22 protein-coding genes are annotated in these 23,152 nt (G+C 62.2%); 13 read left to right on the top strand and 9 right to left on the bottom strand.

Annotated elements, in window-relative coordinates; all coding sequences use genetic code 11:
- Nucleotides 1-53 precede the first annotated feature (53 nt).
- The 4 genes from AC2A1F_RS16635 to AC2A1F_RS16620 are packed head-to-tail and all read left to right on the top strand — an operon-like array spanning nt 54 to nt 3,569.
- The gene (locus tag AC2A1F_RS16635; protein ID WP_484209987.1) at nt 54-1,172 is read left to right on the top strand and encodes an ABC transporter permease; all 1,119 of its coding nucleotides are present in this window, start codon (nt 54-56) and stop codon (nt 1,170-1,172) included.
- The gene (locus AC2A1F_RS16630; RefSeq protein ID WP_484209893.1) at nt 1,172-2,014 is read left to right on the top strand and encodes an ABC transporter ATP-binding protein; all 843 of its coding nucleotides are present in this window, start codon (nt 1,172-1,174) and stop codon (nt 2,012-2,014) included. Before AC2A1F_RS16635 ends, AC2A1F_RS16630 begins: the two co-directional genes overlap by 1 nt.
- 9 nt (nt 2,015-2,023) lie before the next feature.
- Nucleotides 2,024-2,983 carry an MlaD family protein gene (locus tag AC2A1F_RS16625; protein WP_484209892.1) on the top strand — a complete coding sequence of 320 codons (960 nt, stop codon included), beginning with the start codon at nt 2,024-2,026 and terminating at the stop codon, nt 2,981-2,983.
- A 13-nt stretch (nt 2,984-2,996) separates the two neighbouring features.
- Complete coding sequence (locus AC2A1F_RS16620; protein WP_484209891.1) at nt 2,997-3,569, top strand: ABC-type transport auxiliary lipoprotein family protein; 573 nt, start codon at nt 2,997-2,999, stop codon at nt 3,567-3,569.
- A 116-nt stretch (nt 3,570-3,685) separates the two neighbouring features.
- Here the strand turns inward: AC2A1F_RS16620 and AC2A1F_RS16615 are convergent, their stop codons facing one another.
- The 6 genes from AC2A1F_RS16615 to crcB are packed head-to-tail and all read right to left on the bottom strand — an operon-like array spanning nt 3,686 to nt 7,687.
- Entirely contained in the window at nt 3,686-4,381 is a 696-nt protein-coding gene (locus tag AC2A1F_RS16615; protein WP_484209890.1) for an ATP12 family chaperone protein, read from the bottom strand.
- Nucleotides 4,378-4,602 (bottom strand): hypothetical protein, encoded by a 225-nt coding sequence (locus tag AC2A1F_RS16610; RefSeq protein WP_484209889.1) that lies wholly within the window; start codon nt 4,600-4,602, stop codon nt 4,378-4,380. Before AC2A1F_RS16610 ends, AC2A1F_RS16615 begins: the two co-directional genes overlap by 4 nt.
- Nucleotides 4,599-5,255, bottom strand: a complete 657-nt coding sequence (locus AC2A1F_RS16605; RefSeq protein ID WP_484209888.1) for an HAD-IA family hydrolase — start codon at nt 5,253-5,255, stop codon at nt 4,599-4,601. Before AC2A1F_RS16605 ends, AC2A1F_RS16610 begins: the two co-directional genes overlap by 4 nt.
- Before the next feature lie 10 nt (nt 5,256-5,265).
- Nucleotides 5,266-5,868 (bottom strand): FMN-binding negative transcriptional regulator, encoded by a 603-nt coding sequence (locus AC2A1F_RS16600; protein ID WP_484209887.1) that lies wholly within the window; start codon nt 5,866-5,868, stop codon nt 5,266-5,268.
- Nucleotides 5,868-7,292 (bottom strand): RluA family pseudouridine synthase, encoded by a 1,425-nt coding sequence (locus AC2A1F_RS16595; RefSeq protein WP_484209886.1) that lies wholly within the window; start codon nt 7,290-7,292, stop codon nt 5,868-5,870. The genes AC2A1F_RS16600 and AC2A1F_RS16595 overlap by 1 nt, the downstream gene beginning before the upstream one ends.
- Nucleotides 7,289-7,687, bottom strand: coding sequence for a fluoride efflux transporter CrcB (gene crcB / locus AC2A1F_RS16590; protein WP_484209885.1), 399 nt, complete (start codon nt 7,685-7,687; stop codon nt 7,289-7,291). Before crcB ends, AC2A1F_RS16595 begins: the two co-directional genes overlap by 4 nt.
- 186 nt (nt 7,688-7,873) lie before the next feature.
- On the opposite strand from crcB, the gene rpsU reads away from it, so the two are divergent.
- From rpsU to AC2A1F_RS16555, 7 genes are all read left to right on the top strand, one after another.
- Nucleotides 7,874-8,080: a 30S ribosomal protein S21 gene (rpsU, locus tag AC2A1F_RS16585; protein WP_292622754.1), complete on the top strand. Its 207-nt coding sequence runs from the start codon at nt 7,874-7,876 to the stop codon at nt 8,078-8,080.
- Nucleotides 8,081-8,256: 176 nt separating this feature from the next.
- Nucleotides 8,257-8,859, top strand: a complete 603-nt coding sequence (locus AC2A1F_RS16580) for an FKBP-type peptidyl-prolyl cis-trans isomerase (protein ID WP_484209884.1) — start codon at nt 8,257-8,259, stop codon at nt 8,857-8,859.
- 98 nt (nt 8,860-8,957) lie between these two features.
- Entirely contained in the window at nt 8,958-9,260 is a 303-nt protein-coding gene (gene gatC, locus AC2A1F_RS16575; RefSeq protein WP_484209883.1) for an Asp-tRNA(Asn)/Glu-tRNA(Gln) amidotransferase subunit GatC, read from the top strand.
- A 115-nt stretch (nt 9,261-9,375) separates the two neighbouring features.
- The gene (gene gatA, locus AC2A1F_RS16570; RefSeq protein WP_484209882.1) at nt 9,376-10,860 is read left to right on the top strand and encodes an Asp-tRNA(Asn)/Glu-tRNA(Gln) amidotransferase subunit GatA; all 1,485 of its coding nucleotides are present in this window, start codon (nt 9,376-9,378) and stop codon (nt 10,858-10,860) included.
- 1 nt (nt 10,861) lies between these two features.
- Nucleotides 10,862-12,355, top strand: a complete 1,494-nt coding sequence (gatB, locus tag AC2A1F_RS16565; protein WP_484209881.1) for an Asp-tRNA(Asn)/Glu-tRNA(Gln) amidotransferase subunit GatB — start codon at nt 10,862-10,864, stop codon at nt 12,353-12,355.
- Between the two features lie 103 nt (nt 12,356-12,458).
- Nucleotides 12,459-13,046: a hypothetical protein gene (locus AC2A1F_RS16560; RefSeq protein ID WP_484209880.1), complete on the top strand. Its 588-nt coding sequence runs from the start codon at nt 12,459-12,461 to the stop codon at nt 13,044-13,046.
- Nucleotides 13,043-13,918: a hypothetical protein gene (locus tag AC2A1F_RS16555; RefSeq protein WP_484209879.1), complete on the top strand. Its 876-nt coding sequence runs from the start codon at nt 13,043-13,045 to the stop codon at nt 13,916-13,918. The genes AC2A1F_RS16560 and AC2A1F_RS16555 overlap by 4 nt, the downstream gene beginning before the upstream one ends.
- 59 nt (nt 13,919-13,977) lie before the next feature.
- Here the strand turns inward: AC2A1F_RS16555 and AC2A1F_RS16550 are convergent, their stop codons facing one another.
- Together AC2A1F_RS16550 and AC2A1F_RS16545 are read right to left on the bottom strand one after the other, a co-directional pair.
- Complete coding sequence (locus AC2A1F_RS16550) at nt 13,978-14,274, bottom strand: hypothetical protein (RefSeq protein WP_484209878.1); 297 nt, start codon at nt 14,272-14,274, stop codon at nt 13,978-13,980.
- 216 nt (nt 14,275-14,490) lie between these two features.
- Nucleotides 14,491-17,349, bottom strand: coding sequence for a M16 family metallopeptidase (locus tag AC2A1F_RS16545; protein ID WP_484209877.1), 2,859 nt, complete (start codon nt 17,347-17,349; stop codon nt 14,491-14,493).
- Between the two features lie 207 nt (nt 17,350-17,556).
- Between AC2A1F_RS16545 and AC2A1F_RS16540 the strand changes: the two genes are divergently transcribed.
- Both AC2A1F_RS16540 and clpB read left to right on the top strand, forming a co-directional pair.
- Complete coding sequence (locus tag AC2A1F_RS16540; protein WP_484209876.1) at nt 17,557-19,176, top strand: M28 family metallopeptidase; 1,620 nt, start codon at nt 17,557-17,559, stop codon at nt 19,174-19,176.
- A gap of 311 nt (nt 19,177-19,487) precedes the next feature.
- On the top strand, nt 19,488-22,067 hold the full coding sequence (gene clpB / locus AC2A1F_RS16535; RefSeq protein ID WP_484209875.1) for an ATP-dependent chaperone ClpB: 2,580 nt from the start codon (nt 19,488-19,490) through the stop codon (nt 22,065-22,067).
- A 154-nt stretch (nt 22,068-22,221) separates the two neighbouring features.
- On the opposite strand, the gene AC2A1F_RS16530 is transcribed toward clpB, so the two are convergent.
- Nucleotides 22,222-23,127: an amidohydrolase family protein gene (locus tag AC2A1F_RS16530; RefSeq protein ID WP_484209874.1), complete on the bottom strand. Its 906-nt coding sequence runs from the start codon at nt 23,125-23,127 to the stop codon at nt 22,222-22,224.
- Between the last annotated feature and the right edge of the window lie 25 nt (nt 23,128-23,152).

The raw sequence follows: 23,152 nt of genomic DNA, 5'->3' as shown, positions 1-23,152 counted from the left end.
GCTCACGTGTTGCACTTGTCGCCTTGTCAGAATTACCCCATGAAGCGGGCAAGATGCGGGAACTGACCGAATTTCAACTTATGCCCGCCGATCAGCAGGGTGCCGCGACGCTCGCGTTCAGCGGGCCGATGACGGTCGCCTCATTGGGTGCTGCGGACACGCGGCTGCGCGGATTGAGCGAATCTTTCTCGCAGATCGACATTTCTGCCGTGACCCGGATCGACACGGTCGGCGCGTGGACGGTCTGGCGGCTTTCGCGCGATAACGACGCGAAAATCATCGGTTGCAGCGATGAGGCGCAAAAGCTGGTCGATGCGATCAGCAAGGCCGATTCCAATGCCGAAAACGTGCGCGCACACCGCCTGCCATTGTTCACGCGCGTGCCCGCCCATGTTGGCGAAGTGATGATCGGGCTGGGCCGCGGCATGCTGCAGGTCACCGGGTTCCTCGGCCAGATCATGCTGAGCGCTGGCACGCTGATCCGCCATCCGGGCCGCTTCCGCATGAAGGCGCTGGTGCACCAGATGGAACTGGTCGGCGTCAATTCGCTGGCCATCATCGGGTTGATGAGCTTCCTTGTCGGCATCGTGATTGCGCAACAAGGCGCGGTGCAGCTGCGGCAATTCGGGGCGGAGATCTATACCGTCAACCTTGTTGGCCGCCTGACGCTGCGCGAGCTGGGTGTGTTGATGACTGCGATCATGGTGGCGGGCCGCTCCGGCTCGGCCTTTGCCGCGCAGATCGGCACGATGAAGCTGACCGAAGAGGTCGATGCGATGCGCACGATTGGCGTTTCGCCGATGGAATCGCTGGTCATGCCGCGCATTCTGGCCACGATGATCATGATGCCGCTGCTGGGTTTCTATTCAGCTATCGTGGGCATCATCGGCGGCGCGTTCCTGTCGAGCCTGACGCTGGGCATTCCGTTCTTCACGTTCCTGGCGCGCATTCAGGAAGTGGTGCCGCTGCACGATGTGTGGGTGGGGATTACCAAAGCTCCGGTGTTCGGCCTGATCGTTGCACTCGCGGGTTGCTATCAGGGCATGCAGGTGAAGAACAACGCCGAAGAAGTGGGCGCGCGGACGACGGCGGCGGTGGTCATGGCGATCTTTACCGTGATCGTGCTCGATGCGTTCTTTGCCGTGTTCTTCACCAATATCGGGTGGGGCTGATGGCTGAAGACACATTCCCCATCCGCGTGCGCGGTATTCGCAACGTGTTTGGTGAGCATGTCATCCACGATGGCCTCGATCTTGACGTTCGTCAGGGGGAGATCATTGGCGTGGTGGGCGGATCGGGCACCGGAAAATCGGTGCTGATGCGCACGATTATCGGGCTGCAAGTCCCCGATGCGGGCGAGGTCGAAGTTTTGGGCGATACCATCACCGATGCGCGCGACGATGCCGATATCGATATCCGCAGCCGCTGGGGCGTGCTGTTTCAGGGCGGCGCGCTGTTTTCCACGCTGACGGTGGCGGAAAACGTCGAAGTGCCATTGCGCGAATTCTACCCGGAAATCACCGACGAGCTGCGCCATGAAATCGCGCGCTACAAGGTGTTGCTTTCAGGCCTTCCAGCGCAGGCGACAGCCAAGTATCCGTCAGAGCTTTCGGGCGGCATGAAAAAGCGTGCAGGCCTTGCCCGTGCGCTGGCGCTTGATCCCGAGCTGCTGTTTCTGGATGAACCGACCGCCGGGCTCGATCCCATCGGTGCCGCCGCGTTCGATCAGTTGATCCTGAAATTGCAGCAGACGCTGGGCCTGACCGTGTTCCTGATTACCCACGATCTCGATACGCTGTACGAGATTTGTGATCGGGTGGCGGTGATTGCGGACCGGAAAGTGATTGCCGTGGGCACGATTCCCGAACTGCTGGCGCTCGATCATCCGTGGATTCAGGAATACTTCAACGGCCCGCGCGGTCGCGCAGCGCAAGATGCGCAAGTGCGACACGACGCGAAACAGGCACAGATTTCCCATGAAGCGCCTTCGCGCGCTGAACAGGGTGAGGCATAAGGACAAGGCATGGAAACGCGCGCAAACCATATCTGGGTCGGCCTTGTCACGCTGCTGCTGCTGCTTGGCGCGGCACTGCTCACCATGTGGATCGCCGGGATCAGCCGCAGCGCATCCTCGGAATACGATATCTTCTTCAAGCAATCGGTCGATGGTCTGGCCAAGGGGTCCGAAGTCTCGTTCTCGGGCGTGCCATCGGGGCAGGTGAAGGATATCGAACTGTGGGAACGTGATCCCGAATTCGTGCGCGTGCGCATCACGGTCGACAAGAAAGTGCCGATCCTTGAAGGCACCACAGCAAGCGTGCAGGGCAGCTTCACCGGCGTGTCCACGATTCAGTTGACCGGTGCGCACAAGGGTGCGCCGCCGATCGTGTGCCCGAAGGAAAACAAGCGCGCCACGTGTCCCGAAGGCGTGCCGGTGATCCCGACGCGGCGTTCGGGCCTTGGTGAAATCCTGTCGAACGCGCCGCTTTTGCTGGAACGGCTGGCCACGCTGACCGAGCGGTTGACGATGGTGCTTTCGGACAAGAACCAGAAGTCGTTCGAAAACATTCTGGCTAATACTGATCGCCTCAGCGGCAGTCTTGCCGATGCCGCACCCGACGTGAAGCGCACGATGGCCGAATTGCAGGCCACGCTGCGGCAGGCGAACTACACGTTGGCCAGTTTTGAAAAGCTGACCAATTCGGCTGACACGATGCTGAATGACGAAGGCAACGGCCTTGCCAAGCAATTGCGGCAGACTTTGAAATCGGCGCAAGGGGCGGCGGATGAACTGCAGGGCACGCTTAGCGAAGCCCGCCCCGCGGCACGCCAGCTGAACGAGCGCACTTTGCCCGCTGCCGAGGCTGCGATCCGTGATCTGCAAGCCACGACGCGGAGCTTGCGCGAAGTGACCGACAAGCTGAATGACAAGGGCATCGGCGGCTTCGTTGGCGGTCCCAAGCTGCCCGATTACAAGGATTGAGAAGGCGATGAAGATGATCCGCAACACTCTGCTCGCCGCCGCTTGTCTCGCCACCCTGTCCGGTTGCGTAAGCCTTGGCCCTAAGGCACCTGAAACGCTGCTCGCATTCACCCCCACCGCCACGGTAGCGGTGGGCAGCGGCACCAGCGGCACTCTTGGCAATGCGCTGGTGGTGATTGAACCAGAAGCCGATGCCCGCGTTGCCGTCACACGCGTACCGGTGCAGATCGATGATGCCAATGTCGCCTATCTCAAAAAGGCGCTCTGGGTCGAACGCCCCTCACGCTTGTTCCAGCACTTGCTGGCCGAAACCATCCGTGCGCGTGGAACCCGGCTCGTGATCGAGGGTGAGCCAGGTGCCACCAACCAGCACCTTTCGGGCCGCCTGATCGACATGGGCTATGATGCGCGCAGCCGCATGGCAGTGGTGCGCTTTGATGCGATAAAGGAAGCAGGCGGCAAGTTTGAGACGAAACGCTTTGAAAGCACCGTGCCGGTGGCCGATGCGGAAGCACAGTATGTTGGTCCGGCGCTGAACGAAGCGGCCAATGCTGTGGCCAAGCAGGTGGCGGACTGGGTGGGGTGAAGCTCTCGCCTGCCATCAAAACTTAAGGCGCCGCCGCGAAAGCGGGGGCCTCAGGCGGTTTACGCTGGTGTTCCGTAGCAACACCGAGGTCCCCGCCTTCGCGGGGACGCCGCGGGTTACGCTTTTGCCAGCCCGGCAAACCGTGCCGCCGCTGCAAAAGCTGCTGCGCGACGTTCGCGCCGTTCCAGCGCCTCTTCGTCCTTGCCCCAAAGCTCGGCCTGCCAGTCCTCTTCCAGATTGGCGGCGTCCCACATCGCGTCGAGGTCTGCGTTGGCTTGCAGCGCCGTAAGGCCGATTACCAGTGAGGCGGCAAGGCTGGCGGTGTTGCGCAGCGCGGCAAGTTCGAACGGGTTCAGCCGGTCCAGTTCAACCTGCAACCGCGCCAATGTTTCGGGCGGTTGCGGCTTGTGGATGATGCCCGAAACCCGCACGAACTTTACGCCCAGCCGCGTTTCCGCAGCGGCCAGCAGCGGCTCCCACATCAGCCGCTGGCGCACGGCAAAGGCTTCGTCCGGCTCGGCGCGATAACACAGCGTGTCGGTTTCGGCATAAGGCAGGATTTCGGCGGCAACGCTGGTTGGATCACCTGCGACCACATCGAGCGCATAGTCGGTCATGTCGCGATAGACAAAGCGCGCGGGATTTATCTCTTCGCCTTGCCCGGCCCATTCTGCTGCCAGTGCCTCGGCGAGTGCGCGGGTTGGCACCACTTGCGGCCTGCCGCCCACGGTCTTGATCGCCCGCCCATCGAGCCGCACCCCGAAGCCGCTGTCAGCCGCTTCGACCGTAACTTCCTTGTAAAATCGCTTCATTGTCTGTCCGTTGTCTTCCACTTGCGGGCGAGCAGGCGCGGCACGAAGAAGAATTCGACCATGCCCACGGCCGCCAGCGCATAGCCTGCTTCCAGCGGCAGGCCAGCCAGAAACGAAGGCGCGCGTCCGGTGCCGATCATCAGGCCCAACAGCAGCATCACAGCGCCGGAAAGCCGCACCGCCTGCAGCGCGAAGAATTTGCCCATCGCCGGATCGCTCATGCCATGGCGTCCAGCAGGTCCCGCAGTTCGGCAATGCTGGTGGCCACAGCTTCGGCCCCGGCTTCGATCAGCTCATCCGTTTCGTGGTAGCCCCAATCCACGCCGAAGGCCTTTACACCTGCATTTACGGCCATGTGGATGTCATAGACCGTATCGCCGATCATTGCGGTGCGAAGCCGGTCCGCCCCGGCATCGGCGATGCATTGCTCGATCATCGAAGGATCGGGTTTGGAGGGGTGGCGGTCGGCGGTTTGCAAGGACACGAAATGTCCGGTCAGGCCATGGGCGGCAAGGCAATGGGCCAGGCCCTTGTCCGATTTGCCGGTGGCCACGGCCAGTTGCCAGCCTTCGCCCGCAAGTTCAGCGATCAGTCCGGCAATGCCATCATAGAGCGGCTCTGCCACCGCGCCTGCTGCGCGGCGGGCGCGAAAGGCGTCCTTGTAGAGTTCGGTCAGGCTGGCGTGATCCTGATGTTCGCCCTCTGGGTGCAGTTGGCGCATCGCTTCGTGCAAGGACAGGCCCACCACGCGGCGCGTGGCGTGGCGTTCGGGGGGGATCAGCCCAGCAGCTGTGAATGCCGCGTCCATGGCCGCGCAAATATCAGCCTGGCTGTCCACCAATGTGCCGTCGCAATCGAATATAGCCAGTTTCATGATATTGGCTTCACGGCACCAGCCTCCGCATCAGTTCGGCCATTGCCAAAGAGCCTTGCGCCTCCAGCCCTGCAGCCACGCGAGCGCGTTCATCAGCGCTCTTGTTCTGCGATAGCTTGAAGGTGGGCCGCCACGCCAGCACTTCCATCTCGAACCCGACGATTGCGCCCATCATCGCGCGCAGCTTGTCTTGCGGCATCTTGTCCATCGTCCACGGCGTGCCTTCGGAAACCTTGGCTTCGTGGGCGTTTGAGACTGTCTCAAGCAGTCCATGCAGCCCATCCTGATCCATCCGCCGCACCCGGCCTTCCAGTTCGAGCGCCACATAGTTCCACGTCGGCACTTGCGCCGGATCGGCATACCAGCGGGGCGAGACATAGCCGTCCGGCCCGTTCACCACTGCCAGCGCGGTCATCCCGTGCAGATGCTTGGTCAGCGCATTGCCGCGCGCCAGGTGGAACTGCACCGCGCCATCGCCGGTGGAATGGAGCGGCACATGCGCCACGCGCGGGCCATCGGGCACGGTAGCAAAAATCATTCCGAACCCGATCTCGGCAATCAGCGCCTCAAACAGGTCGCGGTCGTCAAGACGGAAGGCGGAATTGGGATGCATCAGCGCGGCTTGCCTTTCGGCGGACCGCCAGCAGGCTTGCGCGAAGATGGCCGCGCGCCGGTGGCCTTGGCATCGGCAGCGCGGGCCACAGAGGCCCGTGCTGCGCCGAACTTCACCCCGGCAGGCTTGGCCGCAGGCCGCGCTGCGGCTTTGGCATCACCCCGGCCTGCGGATTTGGCCCCGGCAACCTTCGGTCCTGCGGGCTTCGGGCCTGCTGTTTTTGGCCCAGCCTTCGCTGCTGGCTTGACCCCGGCGCGTTTGCCGGTGGGAGTCCGGCCTGCGCTGCCTGCGCCCTTTTCGCCATCGGCGCGCTTGCGGCGCTCGCCCCGGCGTTCTTTGCGGTATTCCTTGGCGTGAGCCTTTGCTGCCCGCTTTTGCATGGTCTTTTCGGGGATCGGCTTGATCGGATCAATCGCCAGATCGCCGTCTTCCTCGTGAAAGCCCAGCTGCGCCATGCTGGCTTCAAAGTGCGAGGGTAGAGGCGCGGTTACGTCAAGCAGGTCACCCTCAGGATGCTCTATGCGCAGTCTGCGAGCGTGCAGGTGCATCTTGCGGCTGATCGTGCCGGTCAGGAATGCGGTCTGCCCACCATACTTGCCGTCACCCACGATGGGGTGGCCGATGGCGGCCATGTGGACGCGCAACTGGTGCGTGCGGCCGGTCAGCGGCTGCAGTTCCACCCACGCCGCCGCATTGCCGGCGCGGCTGATCACGCGATAGCGGCTGCGCGCGGTCTGGCCCTGTCCGCTTTCGTCCACCATCATCTTTTCACCGCCGGTGCCCGGCTGCTTGGCGATGGGCAGTTCGATCAACCCGTCCTTCACATCGGGCACACCCACAACCAGCGCCCAATAGATCTTGCGCGCAGTGCGACCCGAAAAACGCTTGGAAAAGAACGCTGCGCTGCCCGGCGTACGCGCAATCAGCAGAACGCCCGACGTGTCCTTGTCCAACCGGTGGACCAGACGCGGGCGGGGTGCGCCTTCTGCGGCATAGGCATCGAGCAGTCCGTCGACATGTTCATAAGTCCCGCTGCCGCCCTGCGTGGCAAGGCCCGGTGGCTTGTTCAGCACAATCGCGGCGCGGTCCTTTTCCAGCACCATCGATTCGGCCAGTGCGATCTGTTCTTCGGTCAAAGGTGCGCGCGGACGCTCACCCTTGCCGGGGGTGCCGACGGGGGTAGCGTTGCCCGGCGGCACGCGCAGGATTTGCCCTGCTTCGATGCGCGTATCCACATCGGCGCGTTTGCCATCCAGCCGGATCTGCCCGGTGCGCGCCCAGCGCGATACGGTGGCAAAGCCGACTTGCGGGAGGTGCCGTTTGAACCAGCGGTCCAGCCGCGCGCCTTCATCATCCTTGCCGATGGTGAACTGGCGGACGTTGACGTCTGACAGTGCGCCCTGACCCTTGCGAGGCGCGTTCATGCTGCACCTCGCATCAGGGAAAGGCCGAGGAACAGGCCAGCCACGCCCGCCATGATAGAGCCAAGCGCATATGTGCCCGCCATGCCATAGAGCCCGCGCTGCATCAGCATCGCGGTTTCAAGGCTGAAAGCGGAAAAGGTGGTGAAGCCGCCCAGCACGCCCACGCCCAGCAGCAACCGTAGCGATTCGCTGCCGCCTTCGCGCGCCAGCCATCCAGCCAGTAAGCCCATCAGCAAACTGCCTGCGACATTTATAAGGAAGGTGCCCCAGGGGAACACCATGTTGGGGCCGACAACGGTGGTGACCGCGCGCCCGGCATGATAACGCAGCATGGCGCCAACTCCGCCGCCAAGGGCGACGATGGCAGTTGCTGTCAGGGTATTGGGTGAGTTCATCTGCCGCCCCTTAAACGCTTGGGCCGGGAAATGCACGACTTTGCTTGCCTTTGCTGCCCGATTTGGGTAGTGGCGCTCCCGTTCGGGCCGGCCCTGTGCGGATTCGGCACGTTTGGTATTTCCTGATTCAAGGTGATTCCCGCCGGTTTCGCGGGCTCTTGCCACAGTTTTGAGGTGTAGCGGTTTATGCAGATTCTCGTTCGCGACAACAACGTTGACCAAGCTCTTCGCGCTTTGAAGAAGAAGCTGCAGCGTGAAGGCGTGTATCGCGAAATGAAGCTGCGTCGTCACTTCGAAAAGCCATCGGAAAAGCGCGCCCGTGAAAAGGCTGCTGCTGTCCGTCGCGCTCGCAAGATGGAACGCAAGCGCATGGAGCGTGACGGCGGAAAGTAAGCTTTGACGGGGCGGTAAACGCTCCATCAGGCTCTTGCCGTTTCAGCCCGCTTGGGCCAAGAGGGCGCCGAACTTCGGCGCCCTTTTCCGTGTGCCGAAGGTAGCCATTTCAAACATCCGGCGCGATTCGCGATCTGAATCATGTTTCAGGCCGAATCGCTCCTCAGGGGAATAGCATGTCGGAAATCACCCGCGTTCCGCTCCAGCCCGTTGCCAAGGGCTCGCTGACAAAGATTTGGCTCGGCGTTGCCGCCGCCGTGGTGCTGGGGTCAGGCGTTGCCTATGCCACCCGCTATCAGGGGATCGAGATCGAGACGATCAAGGCCGGCACCGGTGCATCGCCCACGAAGAGCGATGTGGCGCTGATCAACTATGTTGGCCGGCTTGCCAGCGGCAAGGAATTTGACCGGGGTGAGCGCGCGGTATTGCCGCTGGATACCGTAATTCCTGGCTTCTCCGAAGGCCTTGGCAAGATGCAGAAGGGCGGCAAGTACGTCCTCGAAATCCCGGCGGACAAGGGTTACGGCGCGGAAGAAAAGCGCAATCCGCAGACCGGCGAAGTGGTGATCCCAGCCAATTCGGACCTTGTCTTCGAAGTCGAGTTGATCGATTACAAGAGCGCAGCTGAACTTGAACAGCAGCGCATGATGATGGAACAGATGCAGCGCATGCAGGGCGGGGCTGGTGCTGGTGGAGCGCCCAGCGGCATCCCGATGCCGCCGATGCCCGGTGGCGTTCCGATGCCTGGCGGCCCTGAAGGCGCGCCACAACCGAAATAGCAGCCGGGCAGGGCCTTTGCGGTCCTGCCTTGGCTTGAAGCACGCCGTGCGCTCTGGTAGCGCGCGGCGTTCCTGTTTTTTCGACAAGAGTATCCGCCATGTCCGTAGATACCGCCACGGTGGCCAAGATAGCCTCACTGGCCCGCATCAAGGTGACCGATGCCGAAATCGGCGCGATGGTGCCCGAACTGAACGGCATCCTTGCCTGGGTTGAACAACTGGGTGAAGTGGACGTGACCGGCATCGAGCCGATGACCGCGGTCATCCCCAACACGCAGCGCCTGCGCGACGATGTGGTGAACTCTGATCCGTTGACCGGCGGCGACATGCGCGATGCGGTGCTGGCCAATGCGCCTGCGCCGGAACATGGGTTCTTTGGCGTGCCAAAGGTGATCGAATGATTGTCCACCCCCTCCGCGCCCCCGCGAAGGCAGGGGCCTCAGGCCGCATGGCTGACCGTTTCGTATTACTGCCTAAGGTCCCCGCCTTCGCGGGGACGCCGCTGGAAGTTTTCAAATGACCGACCTTACCAATTTCGGCATTGCCGCCCTGCGCGATGGCGTGGCCAAGGGTGATTTCACCGCCACCGAGGTCGCCACCGCTTTCAACGCAGCGGTAGAGGCCGCGCAACCCGCGCTGAATGCCTTCATCGTCACCACGCCGGAAAAGGCGCTGGAAGCAGCGGCCAAGGTTGACGCTGATCGCGCCGCCGGAAAGCCGCTCGGCACGATGGCTGGCGTGCCTATCGGCATGAAGGACTTGTTTGCTACGAAGGGCACGCAGACCACCGCCGCATCGAAGATCCTCGAAGGCTTTACCCCGCAGTATGAATCCACCGTCAGCCAGAAGCTGTGGGATGCTGGCGCGGGGATGCTGGGCAAGCTGAACCTTGATCAGTTCGCGATGGGCTCCTCGAACGAAACCAGCGCCTTCGGCAATGTGATTTCGCCGTGGCGCAGGCCGGGTGACACCGCGCCGCTGGCTCCCGGCGGTTCGTCAGGCGGTTCGTCCTCTGCGGTGGCTGCCCGCATCGCGCCTGCCGCTACCGGCACTGACACTGGCGGTTCAATCCGCCAGCCTGCCGCCTTCACCGGCATTTCGGGCATCAAGCCGACCTACGGCCGCTGCTCGCGCTGGGGCGTGGTCGCTTTCGCCTCGTCGCTCGATCAGGCAGGCGCGATGGCGCATGACGTGACCGATTGCGCGATCATGCTGGAAGCGATGGCCGGGTTCGATCCGAAGGATTCGACCAGCCTCAACCTGCCGGTGCCCGCATGGACCGCAGGCCTGAATGCCGACATGCGTGGCAAGAAGGTCGGCATTCCGCGCGAATATCGGCTGGATGGCATGGACCCGGATGTTGCCAAGTCGTGGGAAGACGGAATTGCCTGGCTGAAGGATGCAGGCGCGGAGATCGTCGAGATTAGCCTGCCGCATACCAAGTATGCGCTGCCCACGTATTACATAATTGCGCCTGCCGAAGCCTCGTCCAACTTGGCCCGCTACGATGGCGTGCGCTATGGGTTGCGCGATTTGCCGGACGGTGCGGGGCTGCAGGACATGTACGCCGCCACCCGTGCTGCCGGGTTTGGCCCGGAAGTGAAGCGCCGCATCATGATCGGCACTTATGTGCTCTCGGCAGGTTTCTACGACGCCTATTACACGCAGGCGCAGAAGGTCCGCACGCTGATCGCGCGCGACTTTACCGAGGCCTTCCAGCAGGTTGACGTGATCCTCGTCCCCACCGCGCCGTCCTCGGCCTTTGCGCTGGGCGAAAAGAGCGCCGATCCGCTGGAGATGTACTTGAACGACGTGTTCTCGGTGCCCGCCAGCCTTGCCGGCCTGCCCGCCATGTCCGTGCCCGCAGGGCTTGACCGCAGCGGTCTGCCGCTTGGCCTGCAGGTCATCGGCAAGGCATTCGACGAGCAAGGCGTTCTCAACGCCAGCCTCGCGCTTGAACAGCGCGCGCAGTTTACAGCCCGTCCGGCGAAGTGGTGGTAAGATGAGCGAATATCGTATTCAGGGCGACACTGGTGAATGGGAGGTCGTGATCGGCCTTGAAGTTCATGCGCAGATCACCACCAACGCCAAGCTGTTTTCCGGCGCGGCGACCGCGTTCGGCGCTGAGCCGAACACGCAGGTTAGCCTTGTTGACGCGGCGATGCCGGGGATGCTGCCTGTGCCCAACCGCGAATGCATCCGGCAGGCCGTGCGCACCGGCATGGCGATCAACGCGCAGATCAACAAGTGGTCGCGGTTCGACCGGAAGAACTACTTCTACGCCGATTTGCCGCAGGGCTACCAGATCAGCCAGCTTTATCACCCCATCGTGGGCGAGGGCGCGATCGACATTCTGCTGGATGACAAGAACCCCGATACCAAGAAGACCATCGGGGTCGAACGCATCCATGTGGAGCAGGACGCGGGCAAGCTGATGCACGATCAGCACCCGACGATGTCCTACGTCGATCTCAACCGGTCGGGCGTGGCGCTGATGGAAATTGTCAGCCGCCCGGACATGGGCTCGCCCGCCGAGGCGGGGGCGTATCTGTCGAAGCTGCGAACGATCCTGCGCTTCGTCGGTTCGTGCGATGGCAACATGGATCAGGGATCGATGCGCGCCGACGTGAACGTCTCGGTCCGCAAGCCGGGCGGAGAGTTGGGCACGCGTACCGAAACCAAGAACGTCAACTCGGTCCGCTTCGTGATGGCCGTGGTGGAGCAGGAAGCCAAGCGTCAGGTCGCGCTGATCGAGGACGGCGGCAAGGTCGTTCAGGAAACGCGCCTCTACGATCCTGACCGGAACGAGACGCGCTCGATGCGCAGCAAGGAAGACGCGCACGATTACCGCTACTTCCCCGATCCCGATCTACTGCCGCTCGAACTCGACGATGCATTCCTTGAGGAATGCCGCGCGAGTCTGCCCGAACTGCCCGATGCCAAGCGCGCGCGCTATGAAACAGCGCTGGGGCTTTCAGCCTACAATGCTAGCGTGCTGACGGCAGACGTCGAAACCGCGCGTTGGTTTGAAGTGCTGCTGGCGGAGACCGCAACGCTGGCGAAGAAGCCTGAGGCCGATGTGGCCAAACAGGCGGCGAACTGGCTGATCTCCGAACTGTTCGGCGCGCTGAACAAACTGGGCGCGAGCCTTGAGACATCGCCGGTGAGCCCGGCGGCGGGCGCGGAATTGCTGGCGCTGATCGCCGATGGCACGATCTCTGGCTCCATCGCCAAGCAGGTGCTGGAAAAGATGCTCGAAACCGGAGACGGAGCGAGTGTGATCGTCGAGCGTGAGGGCTTGAAGCAGACGTCGGATACCGGCGCGATTGAAGCGGCCATTGACGCCATCCTCGCCGCCAATGCCGACAAGGTGGAGCAGTACAAGGGCGGCAAGGAAGCGCTGTTCGGGTTCTTCGTGGGCCAGACGATGAAGGCGATGCAGGGCAAGGCCAACCCCGGCGTGGTCAATGAACTGTTGAAGAAAAAGCTGGGGTGATTCCACAGGTGCCGTGCGGGACGGCACTTGCTGCCTCTGCTCCCGCTGGCTACCTAAGCCCCCGGCACGCATGCACTGTGCAGCGTGACGAGGGGGCGATACGATGAAAAAGACGCTGGCCATTCTGGCCTGTGCCGCTTTGACGGCAAGCGGGACTGCGCGCGCGCAGGACGCCGCAAAAGCTGCTGCGGACGATGTGATGACCGCCATTCCCGATCCGGCATCTGTGCCGATGCCCGATTTGGCCTTCACGCCGACGCCGTTGATCGAAGAAGACTTCGACAAATACTATATCTTCAACCGCGCCGAGACGAGTTTTGCCGAGGCGCTGACCGATATCCGGGAATGCGACAACCTCGCACGGGGGCTTGATTCGGGCTACCGGTATCAGGAAGCGCCCTATCCATATGCCTACACGATGGCAGGGGCCGCGGGTGGGCTGATTGCGAATGCGCTGATGGGAGCGATTTTTGGATCATCGGAAAAGCGCCGGTTGCGCCGTGTGAACATGCGCCGCTGCATGCACTACAAGGGCTATGAGCGCTATGGCCTGGCCAAGGAAAAGTGGGAGCCGTTCAACTTTGAAGAAGGGTTGGATGGCGTGAAGGAAGCTGAACGGCAGCGATTGCTGGCGCTGCAGGCCAAGGTCGCCTCGGGTCCGGTTCCTGCAGGAAAGGGGCTGGGCCTGTGAAGATGGTCAAGACACTCGCGCTGATCGGCGCAATCGCGTTTCTTCCGCTGGCTGCTCATGCGGCTGATGACAAGGAAAAGTGGGAGCACAAGTCCGTGGCGGACAAGCCACAGGTCGTGCTGAACCCGGCCAAGGCTTACATCGCGGTGCAGGCGGACTACGTGGTGGTGCCGCAATTCATGAAGCGGCCCAATGCGGACGAGGCGGTAAAACATGCCGCCAAGCGCGCTGAAGAATTGGCCAAAGAGCGCGAAAAGTGGGCGAAGAAGCACGCTGCCTGGGAAAAGGAAATGGCGACGCTGGCCAAGGCGCCATCATCGATCAAGCGTCCGACCGAGCCGCAAGAGCCGACCGAGGCCAACTTCTCGTGGCCGCGCTATGAACAGGTTCATGCGGTATACCTTGGTCCACAGAACCGCTTTGCGAAAGGCGAGGGCGGCAAATCAACGTATCTACATGAGGTAGAGCCGGGGGAATATGTGTTCTACGGCAATGCCATGGCAGCCGGTGTTGGCGGGATTTGCGCTTGCCTTGGCACGGTGGCGTTCAAGGCTGAGGCCGGGAAGGTGACCTCGTTGGGCCAATTCCGCATGCCATGGGCCGATAGCCTGCGCGGGCCGAAGGAGCAGCGGGCGAAGACTTCGCTCGATCTGCCCGAGGGTATGACCACGATGGCCTTTGCGCCCGCAGCCTTCAACGATCCGCGCATTCCGGCAGACATGGTCGTGCCCGCGCGTTTTACGCCGGTGGACCGCATGCCCAACTGGTTCGGGCTTGAAGTGGACCGTGTCATGCCAATCGATGGTGTGATGCGGTATGAGCGGGACAAGGTTGTGGATCTGACTGTTGCGGCGGGGCCTGCAACACCTTGAAACGAAAAAGGGGGAGCAGACACTCGGCCCGCTCCCCCATTGACTTCTTCAATTGGAAATCAGCCCCGCGTGCCTTCCATCGGGAAGGTGCCGAACATGCCGGCAGTGACTTTCCCGGCCAGCGTATCGCCATCGATAGTGGCGGTGCAATCGAGCGTCATGGACATGGGCACGGTCATTTTCATCTGCCAGGTCAGAGTGTTGCCATCGACCTTACCATTCTCGACCTCCATCGTGCCCATCTGGCCGCTGTTGACGCCGGTGAAGCTGTCACCATCGACATTGACGGTGAAGGTGCTGGTCTGATCGCCCATCGGGGTGTGGGTCACGCAATTGTAGCTGCCTGCAACGGACATCGGATGCTCTCCCAGTTTGGTGTTCTGGGGACAGTTTATCTACAAAAGTGTCAATAGCAAGACGGGCGGCGATGAACCGTCGTCATTCCGGCGCAGGCGGGAATCCAGTTTCACCGGTTGCGCGCTGGATTCCCGCCTGCGCGGGAATGACGAAGGAAAGAATAGCCCCCTCCTCTGTCCTTCGACAAGCTCAGGATGAGCGGAGGGGGGTATTGGTCACTCGGGCGCAGCCAGTTCTTCCACGGGCAGGCCCAGTTTTGCGAGTTGCGGCTTTACCTTGGCGGCGTCGCCGATCACGACCCAGACCATGCCGTCGGTGTTGATCTTTGACCGGAAAGCCTTGTCAGCATCAGCCACTGTCATCTTGCCATACCGGGCCGAGAGAGTTTCGTAGAAGTCATCGGGGCGCTGGTAATTGACGATCTTGGCCATGCCTTCGAGCACGGCGGCGCTCGTTTCGAATGCGCCGGGCAGTTCGCGGGCGCTGCCTTTGGTTGACCAATCGAGTTCTTCTGCGGTCACGCCTTTGGCCGAGGCAAATTCGTCAATCTCGCGCTTGATTTCGACCATGGCATCGCCGGTCTTGTCGGTCTGAACCGGAGCGACAACCTGAAAACGGATGCGGTCGAACGGTTCGGTGACGCCGTTGTAGGCCCCATAGGTCCAGCCCTTCGCCTCGCGCAGGTTCATGTTGATGCGGCCCAGGAAGTTGCCGCCCAGAATGTCGTTGGCGGTGCCAAGCGCTAGGTTGTCGTCAGTGCCCTTGGCGTCGATGACTTTGCCCGCCATGATATGCGATTGCGGCGAGCCGGGGCGGTTGACGAGGATCACGCGGCTTTTCTGGGCGGGGATCGCGGCCGAAAAGTCTTTCACCGGTCTTGCCATGCGGTTTGAAGGCCAATTGCCGAACGAAGTGTCGAGCATCTTCACGACCGCATCGAGCGTGGTATCCCCCACGACAAAGATCCGGGCCGTATCCGGGCGGAACCAGCGGGCGTGGAAAGCCTTCAGATCATCGCGGGTGACGGCCTTTACCGCTGTGGGATCACCCAAGCCGCTGGACGGGAAGGCATAGGGATGATTGCCATAGAGGGCTGGCGCCAGCACCCGCGCAGCCAGCGCTTGCGGGTTCTTCATTTCGGCTGAAATGGCGGCCAGTTGCTGCGTGCGCACGCGTTCGAGCTCTGCCGGATCAAGCGCGGGGCGGCGCACCATATCCGCCAACAGGCCCAGTGAGGGTGCGAGGTTGGGTGACAGCGCGTTGAGCTGGAACGAGGTCAAATCGCTCGTGGCCGATAGCGAGATGACCGCGCCCAAGCGTTCGCGCGCCGAGGCGAGGGCCGAACTGCCGAGCGTTTCGGTGCCTTCATTCATCAGACTGAGCAACAGCGATTGCGTGCCCAGTGCCGACTTCGGATCAGCCGCATAGCCTGCGTCAAAGCTGATGCGCACCGCAATGGTCGGTACTTCGCTGCGCTTTGCGAAATAAACCGGGATGCCGTTCTTCAGCGTGGCACGTTGGATCGTGGGGAAATCGAGCGGGGCCAGTTCCCCCACAGCAGGTAGTTTTGACCGGTCTGCTGCAGCAACGCTGGATACAGGCGCGCCTTTGATCGGCATGGCAGGATCGGCGAAAAAGGCCGGACGCATGCCGGTGGCCTCGTTGGTATAGAAGCCGCCGCGTGCCTCGCCGCCTTCGGTGCGTTCACCCGGCTCCACAGTCAGCGAAAATGCGGGGCGAGTAAGCCACTTGGCAGCAGCGGCTTGCACATCGGCGGGCTTTATCGCAGCAACGCGGGTCAGTTCTGTGCGATAGTGCTGGGGATCGCCGTTGTAGAGCAGGCCTTCGGCCAGTCGCGGCCCCTTGCCACTGAAACCACCGGTCCGCTCAAGGCCGCGAATTTCGTTGGCGGTGGCGGTGGTGGCAGCGCGCAGCAGTTCATCAGCACTTGGTCCGTCCTTGATGAACCGAGCGATTTCAGCGTCGAGCGCGGCAGCGACCTTTGCCGGGTTCTGCCCCGGCGTTACATCGGCCTTGACCACGAATTGTGCAGCCTGCGCGAACACTTCGGCTTCAGCCGAAACGGAAACGGCGATTTTCTGCTGGCGCACCAGCGCATCATCGAGGCGCGATGAGGCAAGGCCGCCGAGCACCGAACCTGCCAGTTCCAACGGCAGATAATCGGCATTATCAAGGCCCGGAATCGCCCACATGCGATAGATGCGCGTGGTAGCGACCTGATCCTTGATTATCTTGGCAACAGGGGCAGGCAGCGTCGGCACTGGTGCGCTGACGGGCTTTACCTTTGGCCCCGGCTTGATGTCACCAAACCACTTGGCAGCCTTGGCCTTTGCGGTTGCCACATCAATATCGCCCGCCAACACGATGATGGCGTTGTTGGGGCCATAATGATCGGTGAACCAGCCCTTCACATCATCAAGGCTGGCCGAATCGAGATCGGCCATCGAACCGATGGTGGAGTGGTGGTAGGGGTGGCCCGAGGGGTAGAGATTTTCGAGTTGTTCGTATTCGACCAGGCCATAGGGATTGTTGTCTCCCTGCCGCTTCTCGTTCTTCACCACTTCGCGCTGGTTATCGAGCACCTTCTGCGTCACCGCGCCGAGCAGGTGCCCCATGCGGTCTGATTCCATCATCAGCACCATATCGAGTGCGGCTGTGGGCACGGTCTGGAAATAGTTAGTGCGATCAAACCATGTAGTGCCGTTCACATCGGTCGCGCCGACCTGCTGCAGCGGCACGAAGAAATCGCCCGGCACGTTCTCAGTGCCGTTGAACATCAGGTGTTCGAACAGGTGAGCAAAGCCGGTCTTGCCCTTGGGCTCATTCTTCGACCCCACGCCATACCACATGGATACCGCCACGACCGGAGCCTTGCGATCGGTGTGGACCAGCACAGTCAGCCCGTTGTCCAGCGTGAAGCTTTCGTATGGGATCTGCACTTTGGCGACGAGATCGGCAAGCGGAGCGGGCTTTGCTTCCTGCGCGGTCGCGGGTGCTGCCAGCGCGGTGGCTATAGTCAGGGCGAAGATGCTGGTGGTGAGTTTACGCTGCATGGGTTTCCCGAGATTTTCGTTGTAGCAGCAAGGCTGCCGGAGTGCGATGATTCAAAGCGTGCATGGCCTGAATGCAGCCAGAATGCACAGGTTCCAGAATTGGTTTGATTGGAAACTATCTAGTGCCCATGATCGTGCGCGCAAGTGCCACGTGCCCATCGGGCAGGTTGCGCGCAGACCCTTTCGACAAGTGACAGAGACAAACCGATGAACGCCAAATCCCTGCTCCTCGCCAGCTTTCTTGCCACAGCCGCCGCACCTGCCTTAGGCGGGGAGCCGGTTTTCAACCCCGAAGCGGTGCGTGCCCATGTGACGTTTCTGGCCGATGATCTGCTGGAAGGCCGCGATACCGGCACGCGTGGGTATGATATTGCCGCAAACTATGTGGCATCGCAGTTCATTGCGATGGGTCTGAAGCCCGCCGCGCCTGACGGTTCGTTCTTCCAGAAGCTGACCGTGCGTGAAGCGCGACTGGAGGGCACGCCGAAGCTGACGCTGACTTATGGCGGCAAGGACACGGTGCTGTCCGATACTGCGCACGTTCTGGTACGGCCCAGCTTGACCGATCAGGCCGTGGCGGTGGAAGCGCCGCTGGTCTTTGCAGGGTTCGGCTTTGACCGGCCTGATCTGGGATTTGACGATTACAAGGGCCTGAATGTGAAGGGCAAGATCGTGGTCGTGCTCACTGGCTTTCCCAAAGGCACGCCGAGCGAGCTTGGCGCGCATCTCAATTCGGAAAAGGCGGTCATGGCGATGAAGCGCGGGGCGATCGCGGTCATCTCGGTTCCAACGATTGAGGACAGTGCCCGCCGTCCATGGGCGCGGCGCGTGGAAATTTCCGATGGCCCGGCCAAGGGCTGGGTCGGCGCTGATGGCAAAGCGTTCAGCCGCACCGGCGCGATCAAGGGATCGGCCACGCTTAATCCCGATGCGGCCACGCCGCTGTTTGCCGCTGCGGGCAAGCCGCTGGCAAAAGTCCTGGCCGAGGCGAACCGTAACGGCGGACGGCCCAAGGGCTTTGACCTGAAAGCCAAGGCCAGCCTGACGTTTGCCAACATGTGGAAGGATGTGACGAGCGCGAACGTGGTGGCCATGCTGCCGGGGACCGATCCGCAAGTGGTGGGCGAGTTCGTGGGGATGACCGTGCATCTCGATCATATCGGCGATCATGGGAAGGCTGCCGACAAGCTGTTCAACGGCGCGATGGACAACGCCTCGGGCGTGGCGACGATGCTGGAAGTGGCGCGCGCGGTGGTGCAGGACCGCCCGCGCCGCCCGGTGATGTTTGCCGCGTTGACCGGCGAGGAAGGCGGGCTGATCGGGTCTGATTATCTGGCGCGCAATCCGCTGGTGAAAGGCGATATTGTCGGGCTGGTCAACTTTGACATGCCGGTGCTGACTTACCCGTTCAGCGATGTGGTGGCGTTTGGCGCAGAAAACTCGACGATGGGACCGGTCGTGGCCGAGGCGGCGCGCAAGGCCGGGATTAAGCTTTCGCCCGATCCGATGCCGGAGGAAGGGCTGTTTACCCGGTCGGACCACTACCGTTTCGTGCAGCAGGGCGTGCCTGCTGTGTTCATGATGACCGGTTTCGAAGGACCGGGCGAAAAGGCCTTCCGCGACTTTCTGAAGACGCACTATCATCAGCCGAGCGATGACCTGAAACTGCCCTTCAACTGGGAGGCAGGGGCGCTCTTTGCCAAAGTGAACTACTACACGGTGATGGGGCTGGCCAATGGGGCTGAGCGGCCTAAGTGGTATGCGGGGAGCTTCTTCGGCAAGGAATTCGCGCCGGGAGCGGCGAAGGCGGTTGATCCTGTGAAGTAAGATTTTTCTGTTTCACGCAGAGGCGCAGAGGCGCGGAGAAGAGTAAGAAGTATTGAGGCGGCTCTGCCGCAGGCTCGCACTCCCTTTTTCCTTTTGTCTGCGTCCTGTGCGCACTCTGCGCCAAATATATTTCCTGCTCCCCTGCGCAGGCGGGGGCCTCAGGCGTTTTACTGAACCGATCCGTAACAACACCGAGGTCCCCGCATTCGCGGGGACGCGCTGGTCGAGCGGTGTAGCTTTTTCATCGGCGCGGCACTTGTGTTGCGCAAAAGCCACACCATGTTCTGCGCAACAGGAGGACGTTCAACGCCATGAACCTCGAAAAATTCACCGACCGCGCCAAGGGCTTTTTACAAGCCGCGCAGACCGTTGCGATCCGCATGAACCATCAGCGGATCACGCCCGACCACATCCTCAAGGCCTTGCTGGAAGACAGCGAGGGCATGGCCAGCGGGCTGATCCAGCGCGCGGGTGGCAATGCCGCTTTGGCGCAGGCCGAAGTGGACAAGGCGCTGGCGAAGATCGCCGCCGTATCCGGTTCGGGCGCGCAACAGACGCCGGGGCTGGATAACGATGCGGTGCGCGTGCTGGATTCGGCGGAGCAGATCGCGGCCAAGTCTGGCGACAGTTTCGTGACCGTAGAGCGCATGCTGGTGGCGCTGACGCTGGCTTCCGCAACGTCTGCAGGGCAGGCGCTGAAGGCAGCAAATGTCACCGCGCAGGCGCTGGAAGCAGCGATTGCAGCGCTGCGTGGCGGGCGCAATGCCGACAGTGCGAGCGCCGAGAACGCCTATGACGCGATGAAGCGTTATGCCCGCGATCTGACGCAGGCGGCGCGTGAGGGCAAGCTGGATCCAGTGATCGGACGCGACGAGGAGATTCGCCGCACCGTGCAGATCCTCGCCCGCCGCACCAAGAACAACCCGGCGCTGATCGGTGAACCCGGCGTAGGCAAGACCGCGATAGCCGAGGGCCTAGCGCTGCGCATTGCCAATGGCGACGTGCCCGATTCCTTGAAGGACCGCCGCCTAATGTCTCTTGATATGGGCAGCCTGATTGCAGGCGCGAAGTATCGCGGCGAGTTTGAGGAGCGGTTGAAGGCCGTGCTCGACGAGGTGAAAGGTGCCCAGGGCGAGATTATCCTGTTCATCGACGAGATGCACACCCTGATCGGCGCGGGCAAGGGCGAGGGCGCGATGGATGCTTCCAACCTGCTGAAACCTGCGCTGGCACGCGGCGAGTTGCACTGCATCGGCGCGACCACGCTGGATGAATACCAGAAGTATGTGGAGAAGGACCCTGCGCTGCAGCGGCGGTTCCAGCCGGTGTTTGTGGGCGAGCCGACCGTGGAGGACACGATCAGCATCCTGCGCGGCATCAAGGACAAGTACGAGCTGCACCACGGCGTGCGCATTGCCGACAATGCCATCGTGGCTGCGGCGACGCTGTCCAACCGCTATATCGCTGACCGTTTCCTGCCAGACAAGGCCATCGACCTGATGGACGAGGCCGCCAGCCGCATCCGCATGGAAGTGGAAAGCAAGCCCGAGGAGATCGAAAAGCTCGACCGGCGCATCATCCAGATGAAGATCGAGGAGATGGCGCTTTCGAAGGAGACCGATCAGGCGAGCAAGGACCGGCTGGCGACGCTGCGCGAGGAGCTGGCGAACCACGAGCAGCAATCGGCGGAACTGACCACGCGCTGGCAGAACGAGCGGGACAAGATTGCCGCCGAGGGCAAGATCAAGGAAGCGCTCGATGCCGCGCGCAGCGAGCTGGACGTGGCGCAGCGCAATGGTGATCTGGCGAAGGCTGGAGAGCTTGCCTATGGCCGCATCCCCGAACTGGAACGGCAGCTGGCTGAAGCCGAGGGCATTGCCGAAAACGCGATGCTGCGCGAGGAAGTGACCGCTGATGACATCGCTGCCGTGGTCAGCAAGTGGACCGGCGTGCCAATGGAACGGATGCTGCAGGGCGAGCGCGAGAAGCTGCTCAAGATGGAAGAAGTCATCGGCAAGCGCGTGATCGGGCAGCGCGACGCGGTGGTTGCCGTGTCCAAGGCCGTGCGCCGCGCGCGCGCGGGATTGCAGGACCCGAACCGGCCTTTGGGCAGCTTCCTGTTCCTCGGCCCCACGGGCGTGGGAAAGACCGAGCTGACCAAGGCGCTGGCAGGTTTCCTGTTCGATGATGATACTGCGATGGTGCGGATCGACATGTCCGAATTCATGGAAAAGCACTCGGTCAGCCGGCTGATCGGCGCGCCTCCGGGCTATGTCGGCTATGATGAAGGCGGCGTGCTGACCGAAGCGGTGCGCAGGCGGCCCTATCAGGTCGTGCTGTTCGACGAGGTGGAGAAGGCGCACTCAGATGTGTTCAACGTGCTGCTGCAAGTGCTCGACGATGGCCGCTTGACCGACGGTCAGGGCCGCGTGGTGGACTTCACCAACACGCTGATCATCCTGACCAGCAATCTTGGCAGCCAATACCTCGCCAATCTGGAAGAAGGACAGGATGTGAGCGCGGTGGAGCCGCAAGTGATGGACGTGGTGCGCGGGCACTTCCGGCCAGAGTTCCTGAACCGGCTGGACGAGATCATCCTGTTCCACCGTCTGGGCCATGAACATATGGCACCAATCGTGGAGATTCAGGTGGCGCGGGTGGCCAAGCTGCTGAAAGACCGAAAAATCGTGCTGGACCTGACCGATGCGGCCAAACGCTGGCTGGGGCGTGTGGGTTATGACCCGGTCTATGGTGCGCGTCCACTGAAACGGGCGGTGCAGCGCTATTTGCAGGACCCGCTGGCCGAGAAGCTGTTGGGTGGCGAAGTGCCCGATGGATCGACCGTGCGGATCGACGAGGGTGACGGGGCGCTCAGCTTTGTTGTAAGCTAACCCGCAAAGGCAAACCTGATGAAGCGTGCGCCCCCGCGAAGGCGGGGGCCTCAGGAGGTTGAAACTACCCTTGCGTAACACTCGGTGTGCGCAACCAAACTTCCGTGAACGGCACGAGGTCCCCGCCTGCGCGGGGACGCACTTTGACGGTGGCTCAGTCGGCCCAGTACAACCGCATCGGATTGTCGATCAGCAGCTTGCGCTGAAGCTCTTCGGTCGGCGCAATGCGGGGGATCATGTCGACAAGGTGGCCGTCGTCAGGAATTTCGGTGTCCATGTTGGGGTGCGGCCAATCCGTGCCCCACAGCACACGGTCCTGATAATCGGCCACCAGCGGCGCAACCGCATCGGCAAAAGCATTCCACGGATCGCCTGCGCCGCCTTCCTTGATCGCGTCGAGCCGGTCAGGGCAAGTGGCCTTGAACCAGATGTCCTCGCGGCTGTTCAGGAAGGCGCGGAAGGCGTTCATGTCTGCGCCATCAGGGCCTTGGCGCACGTCCGGGCGGCCCATGTGATCGATGACCAGTGGCACCGGAATTGCGTCCATGAACGGGCGCAGTTCCTCAAGAATGTCGGCCTCGAAATAGATCACCACGTGCCAGCCCTTGGGCAGGCGCTGCGCGACTTCGAGGAACTTGTCCTTCGGCGCATCATCGACGAGGCGCTTGAGGAAGTTGAAGCGGATGCCGCGGATGCCGCCTTCGTGCATGGCGTGGAGGTCTGCCTCGGAGATCGCGGGATCGACGACGGCGACACCGCGGGCCCTAGGAATTCCATCTGGGCCGTTTGACTTGGCGATAGCGTCCAAGGTGGCAGCGTTGTCGGTGCCGTGGCAGCTGGCTTGCACGATCACGTTCTTGTCAAAGCCAAGGTGATCGCGCAGCGCGAACAGCATGTCCGGCCCAGCGTCTTGCGGCAGGTACTTCGCCTTGGCGCTGAACGGGAACTGCGCCATCGGGCCAAACACATGGCAATGCGCGTCCACTGCGCCTGCGGGCGGGGTGTAGCGCGGCTTGCTGGGATTGGCGTGCCAGCTGATGATGCGGTCTTGGGTGTTCATCTTGCTTATCCCTATGCGCTAGCGT

It is taken from the genome of Novosphingobium sp. HNCC26BN242 (assembly GCF_057180525.1).
Note: the sequence above shows the minus strand (reverse complement) of the source record. Positions and strands in the feature narration are given on the sequence as shown.

Excerpts from the sequence above, each read along its gene's own strand:
- AC2A1F_RS16540 (WP_484209876.1), top strand. The coding sequence starts at position 17,557 with ATGAACGCCAAATCCCTGCTCCTCGCCAGCTTTCTTGCCACAGCCGCC.
- AC2A1F_RS16545 (WP_484209877.1), bottom strand. The coding sequence starts at position 17,349 with ATGCAGCGTAAACTCACCACCAGCATCTTCGCCCTGACTATAGCCACC.
- gatC (WP_484209883.1), top strand. The coding sequence starts at position 8,958 with ATGTCCGTAGATACCGCCACGGTGGCCAAGATAGCCTCACTGGCCCGC.
- AC2A1F_RS16620 (WP_484209891.1), top strand. The coding sequence starts at position 2,997 with ATGATCCGCAACACTCTGCTCGCCGCCGCTTGTCTCGCCACCCTGTCC.
- AC2A1F_RS16615 (WP_484209890.1), bottom strand. The coding sequence starts at position 4,381 with ATGAAGCGATTTTACAAGGAAGTTACGGTCGAAGCGGCTGACAGCGGC.
- AC2A1F_RS16580 (WP_484209884.1), top strand. The coding sequence starts at position 8,257 with ATGTCGGAAATCACCCGCGTTCCGCTCCAGCCCGTTGCCAAGGGCTCG.
- AC2A1F_RS16610 (WP_484209889.1), bottom strand. The coding sequence starts at position 4,602 with ATGAGCGATCCGGCGATGGGCAAATTCTTCGCGCTGCAGGCGGTGCGG.
- AC2A1F_RS16550 (WP_484209878.1), bottom strand. The coding sequence starts at position 14,274 with ATGTCCGTTGCAGGCAGCTACAATTGCGTGACCCACACCCCGATGGGC.
- crcB (WP_484209885.1), bottom strand. The coding sequence starts at position 7,687 with ATGAACTCACCCAATACCCTGACAGCAACTGCCATCGTCGCCCTTGGC.
- rpsU (WP_292622754.1), top strand. The coding sequence starts at position 7,874 with ATGCAGATTCTCGTTCGCGACAACAACGTTGACCAAGCTCTTCGCGCT.
- gatB (WP_484209881.1), top strand. The coding sequence starts at position 10,862 with ATGAGCGAATATCGTATTCAGGGCGACACTGGTGAATGGGAGGTCGTG.
- AC2A1F_RS16600 (WP_484209887.1), bottom strand. The coding sequence starts at position 5,868 with ATGCATCCCAATTCCGCCTTCCGTCTTGACGACCGCGACCTGTTTGAG.
- AC2A1F_RS16605 (WP_484209888.1), bottom strand. The coding sequence starts at position 5,255 with ATGAAACTGGCTATATTCGATTGCGACGGCACATTGGTGGACAGCCAG.
- clpB (WP_484209875.1), top strand. The coding sequence starts at position 19,488 with ATGAACCTCGAAAAATTCACCGACCGCGCCAAGGGCTTTTTACAAGCC.
- AC2A1F_RS16595 (WP_484209886.1), bottom strand. The coding sequence starts at position 7,292 with ATGAACGCGCCTCGCAAGGGTCAGGGCGCACTGTCAGACGTCAACGTC.
- gatA (WP_484209882.1), top strand. The coding sequence starts at position 9,376 with ATGACCGACCTTACCAATTTCGGCATTGCCGCCCTGCGCGATGGCGTG.
- AC2A1F_RS16635 (WP_484209987.1), top strand. The coding sequence starts at position 54 with ATGCGGGAACTGACCGAATTTCAACTTATGCCCGCCGATCAGCAGGGT.
- AC2A1F_RS16530 (WP_484209874.1), bottom strand. The coding sequence starts at position 23,127 with ATGAACACCCAAGACCGCATCATCAGCTGGCACGCCAATCCCAGCAAG.
- AC2A1F_RS16630 (WP_484209893.1), top strand. The coding sequence starts at position 1,172 with ATGGCTGAAGACACATTCCCCATCCGCGTGCGCGGTATTCGCAACGTG.
- AC2A1F_RS16560 (WP_484209880.1), top strand. The coding sequence starts at position 12,459 with ATGAAAAAGACGCTGGCCATTCTGGCCTGTGCCGCTTTGACGGCAAGC.
- AC2A1F_RS16625 (WP_484209892.1), top strand. The coding sequence starts at position 2,024 with ATGGAAACGCGCGCAAACCATATCTGGGTCGGCCTTGTCACGCTGCTG.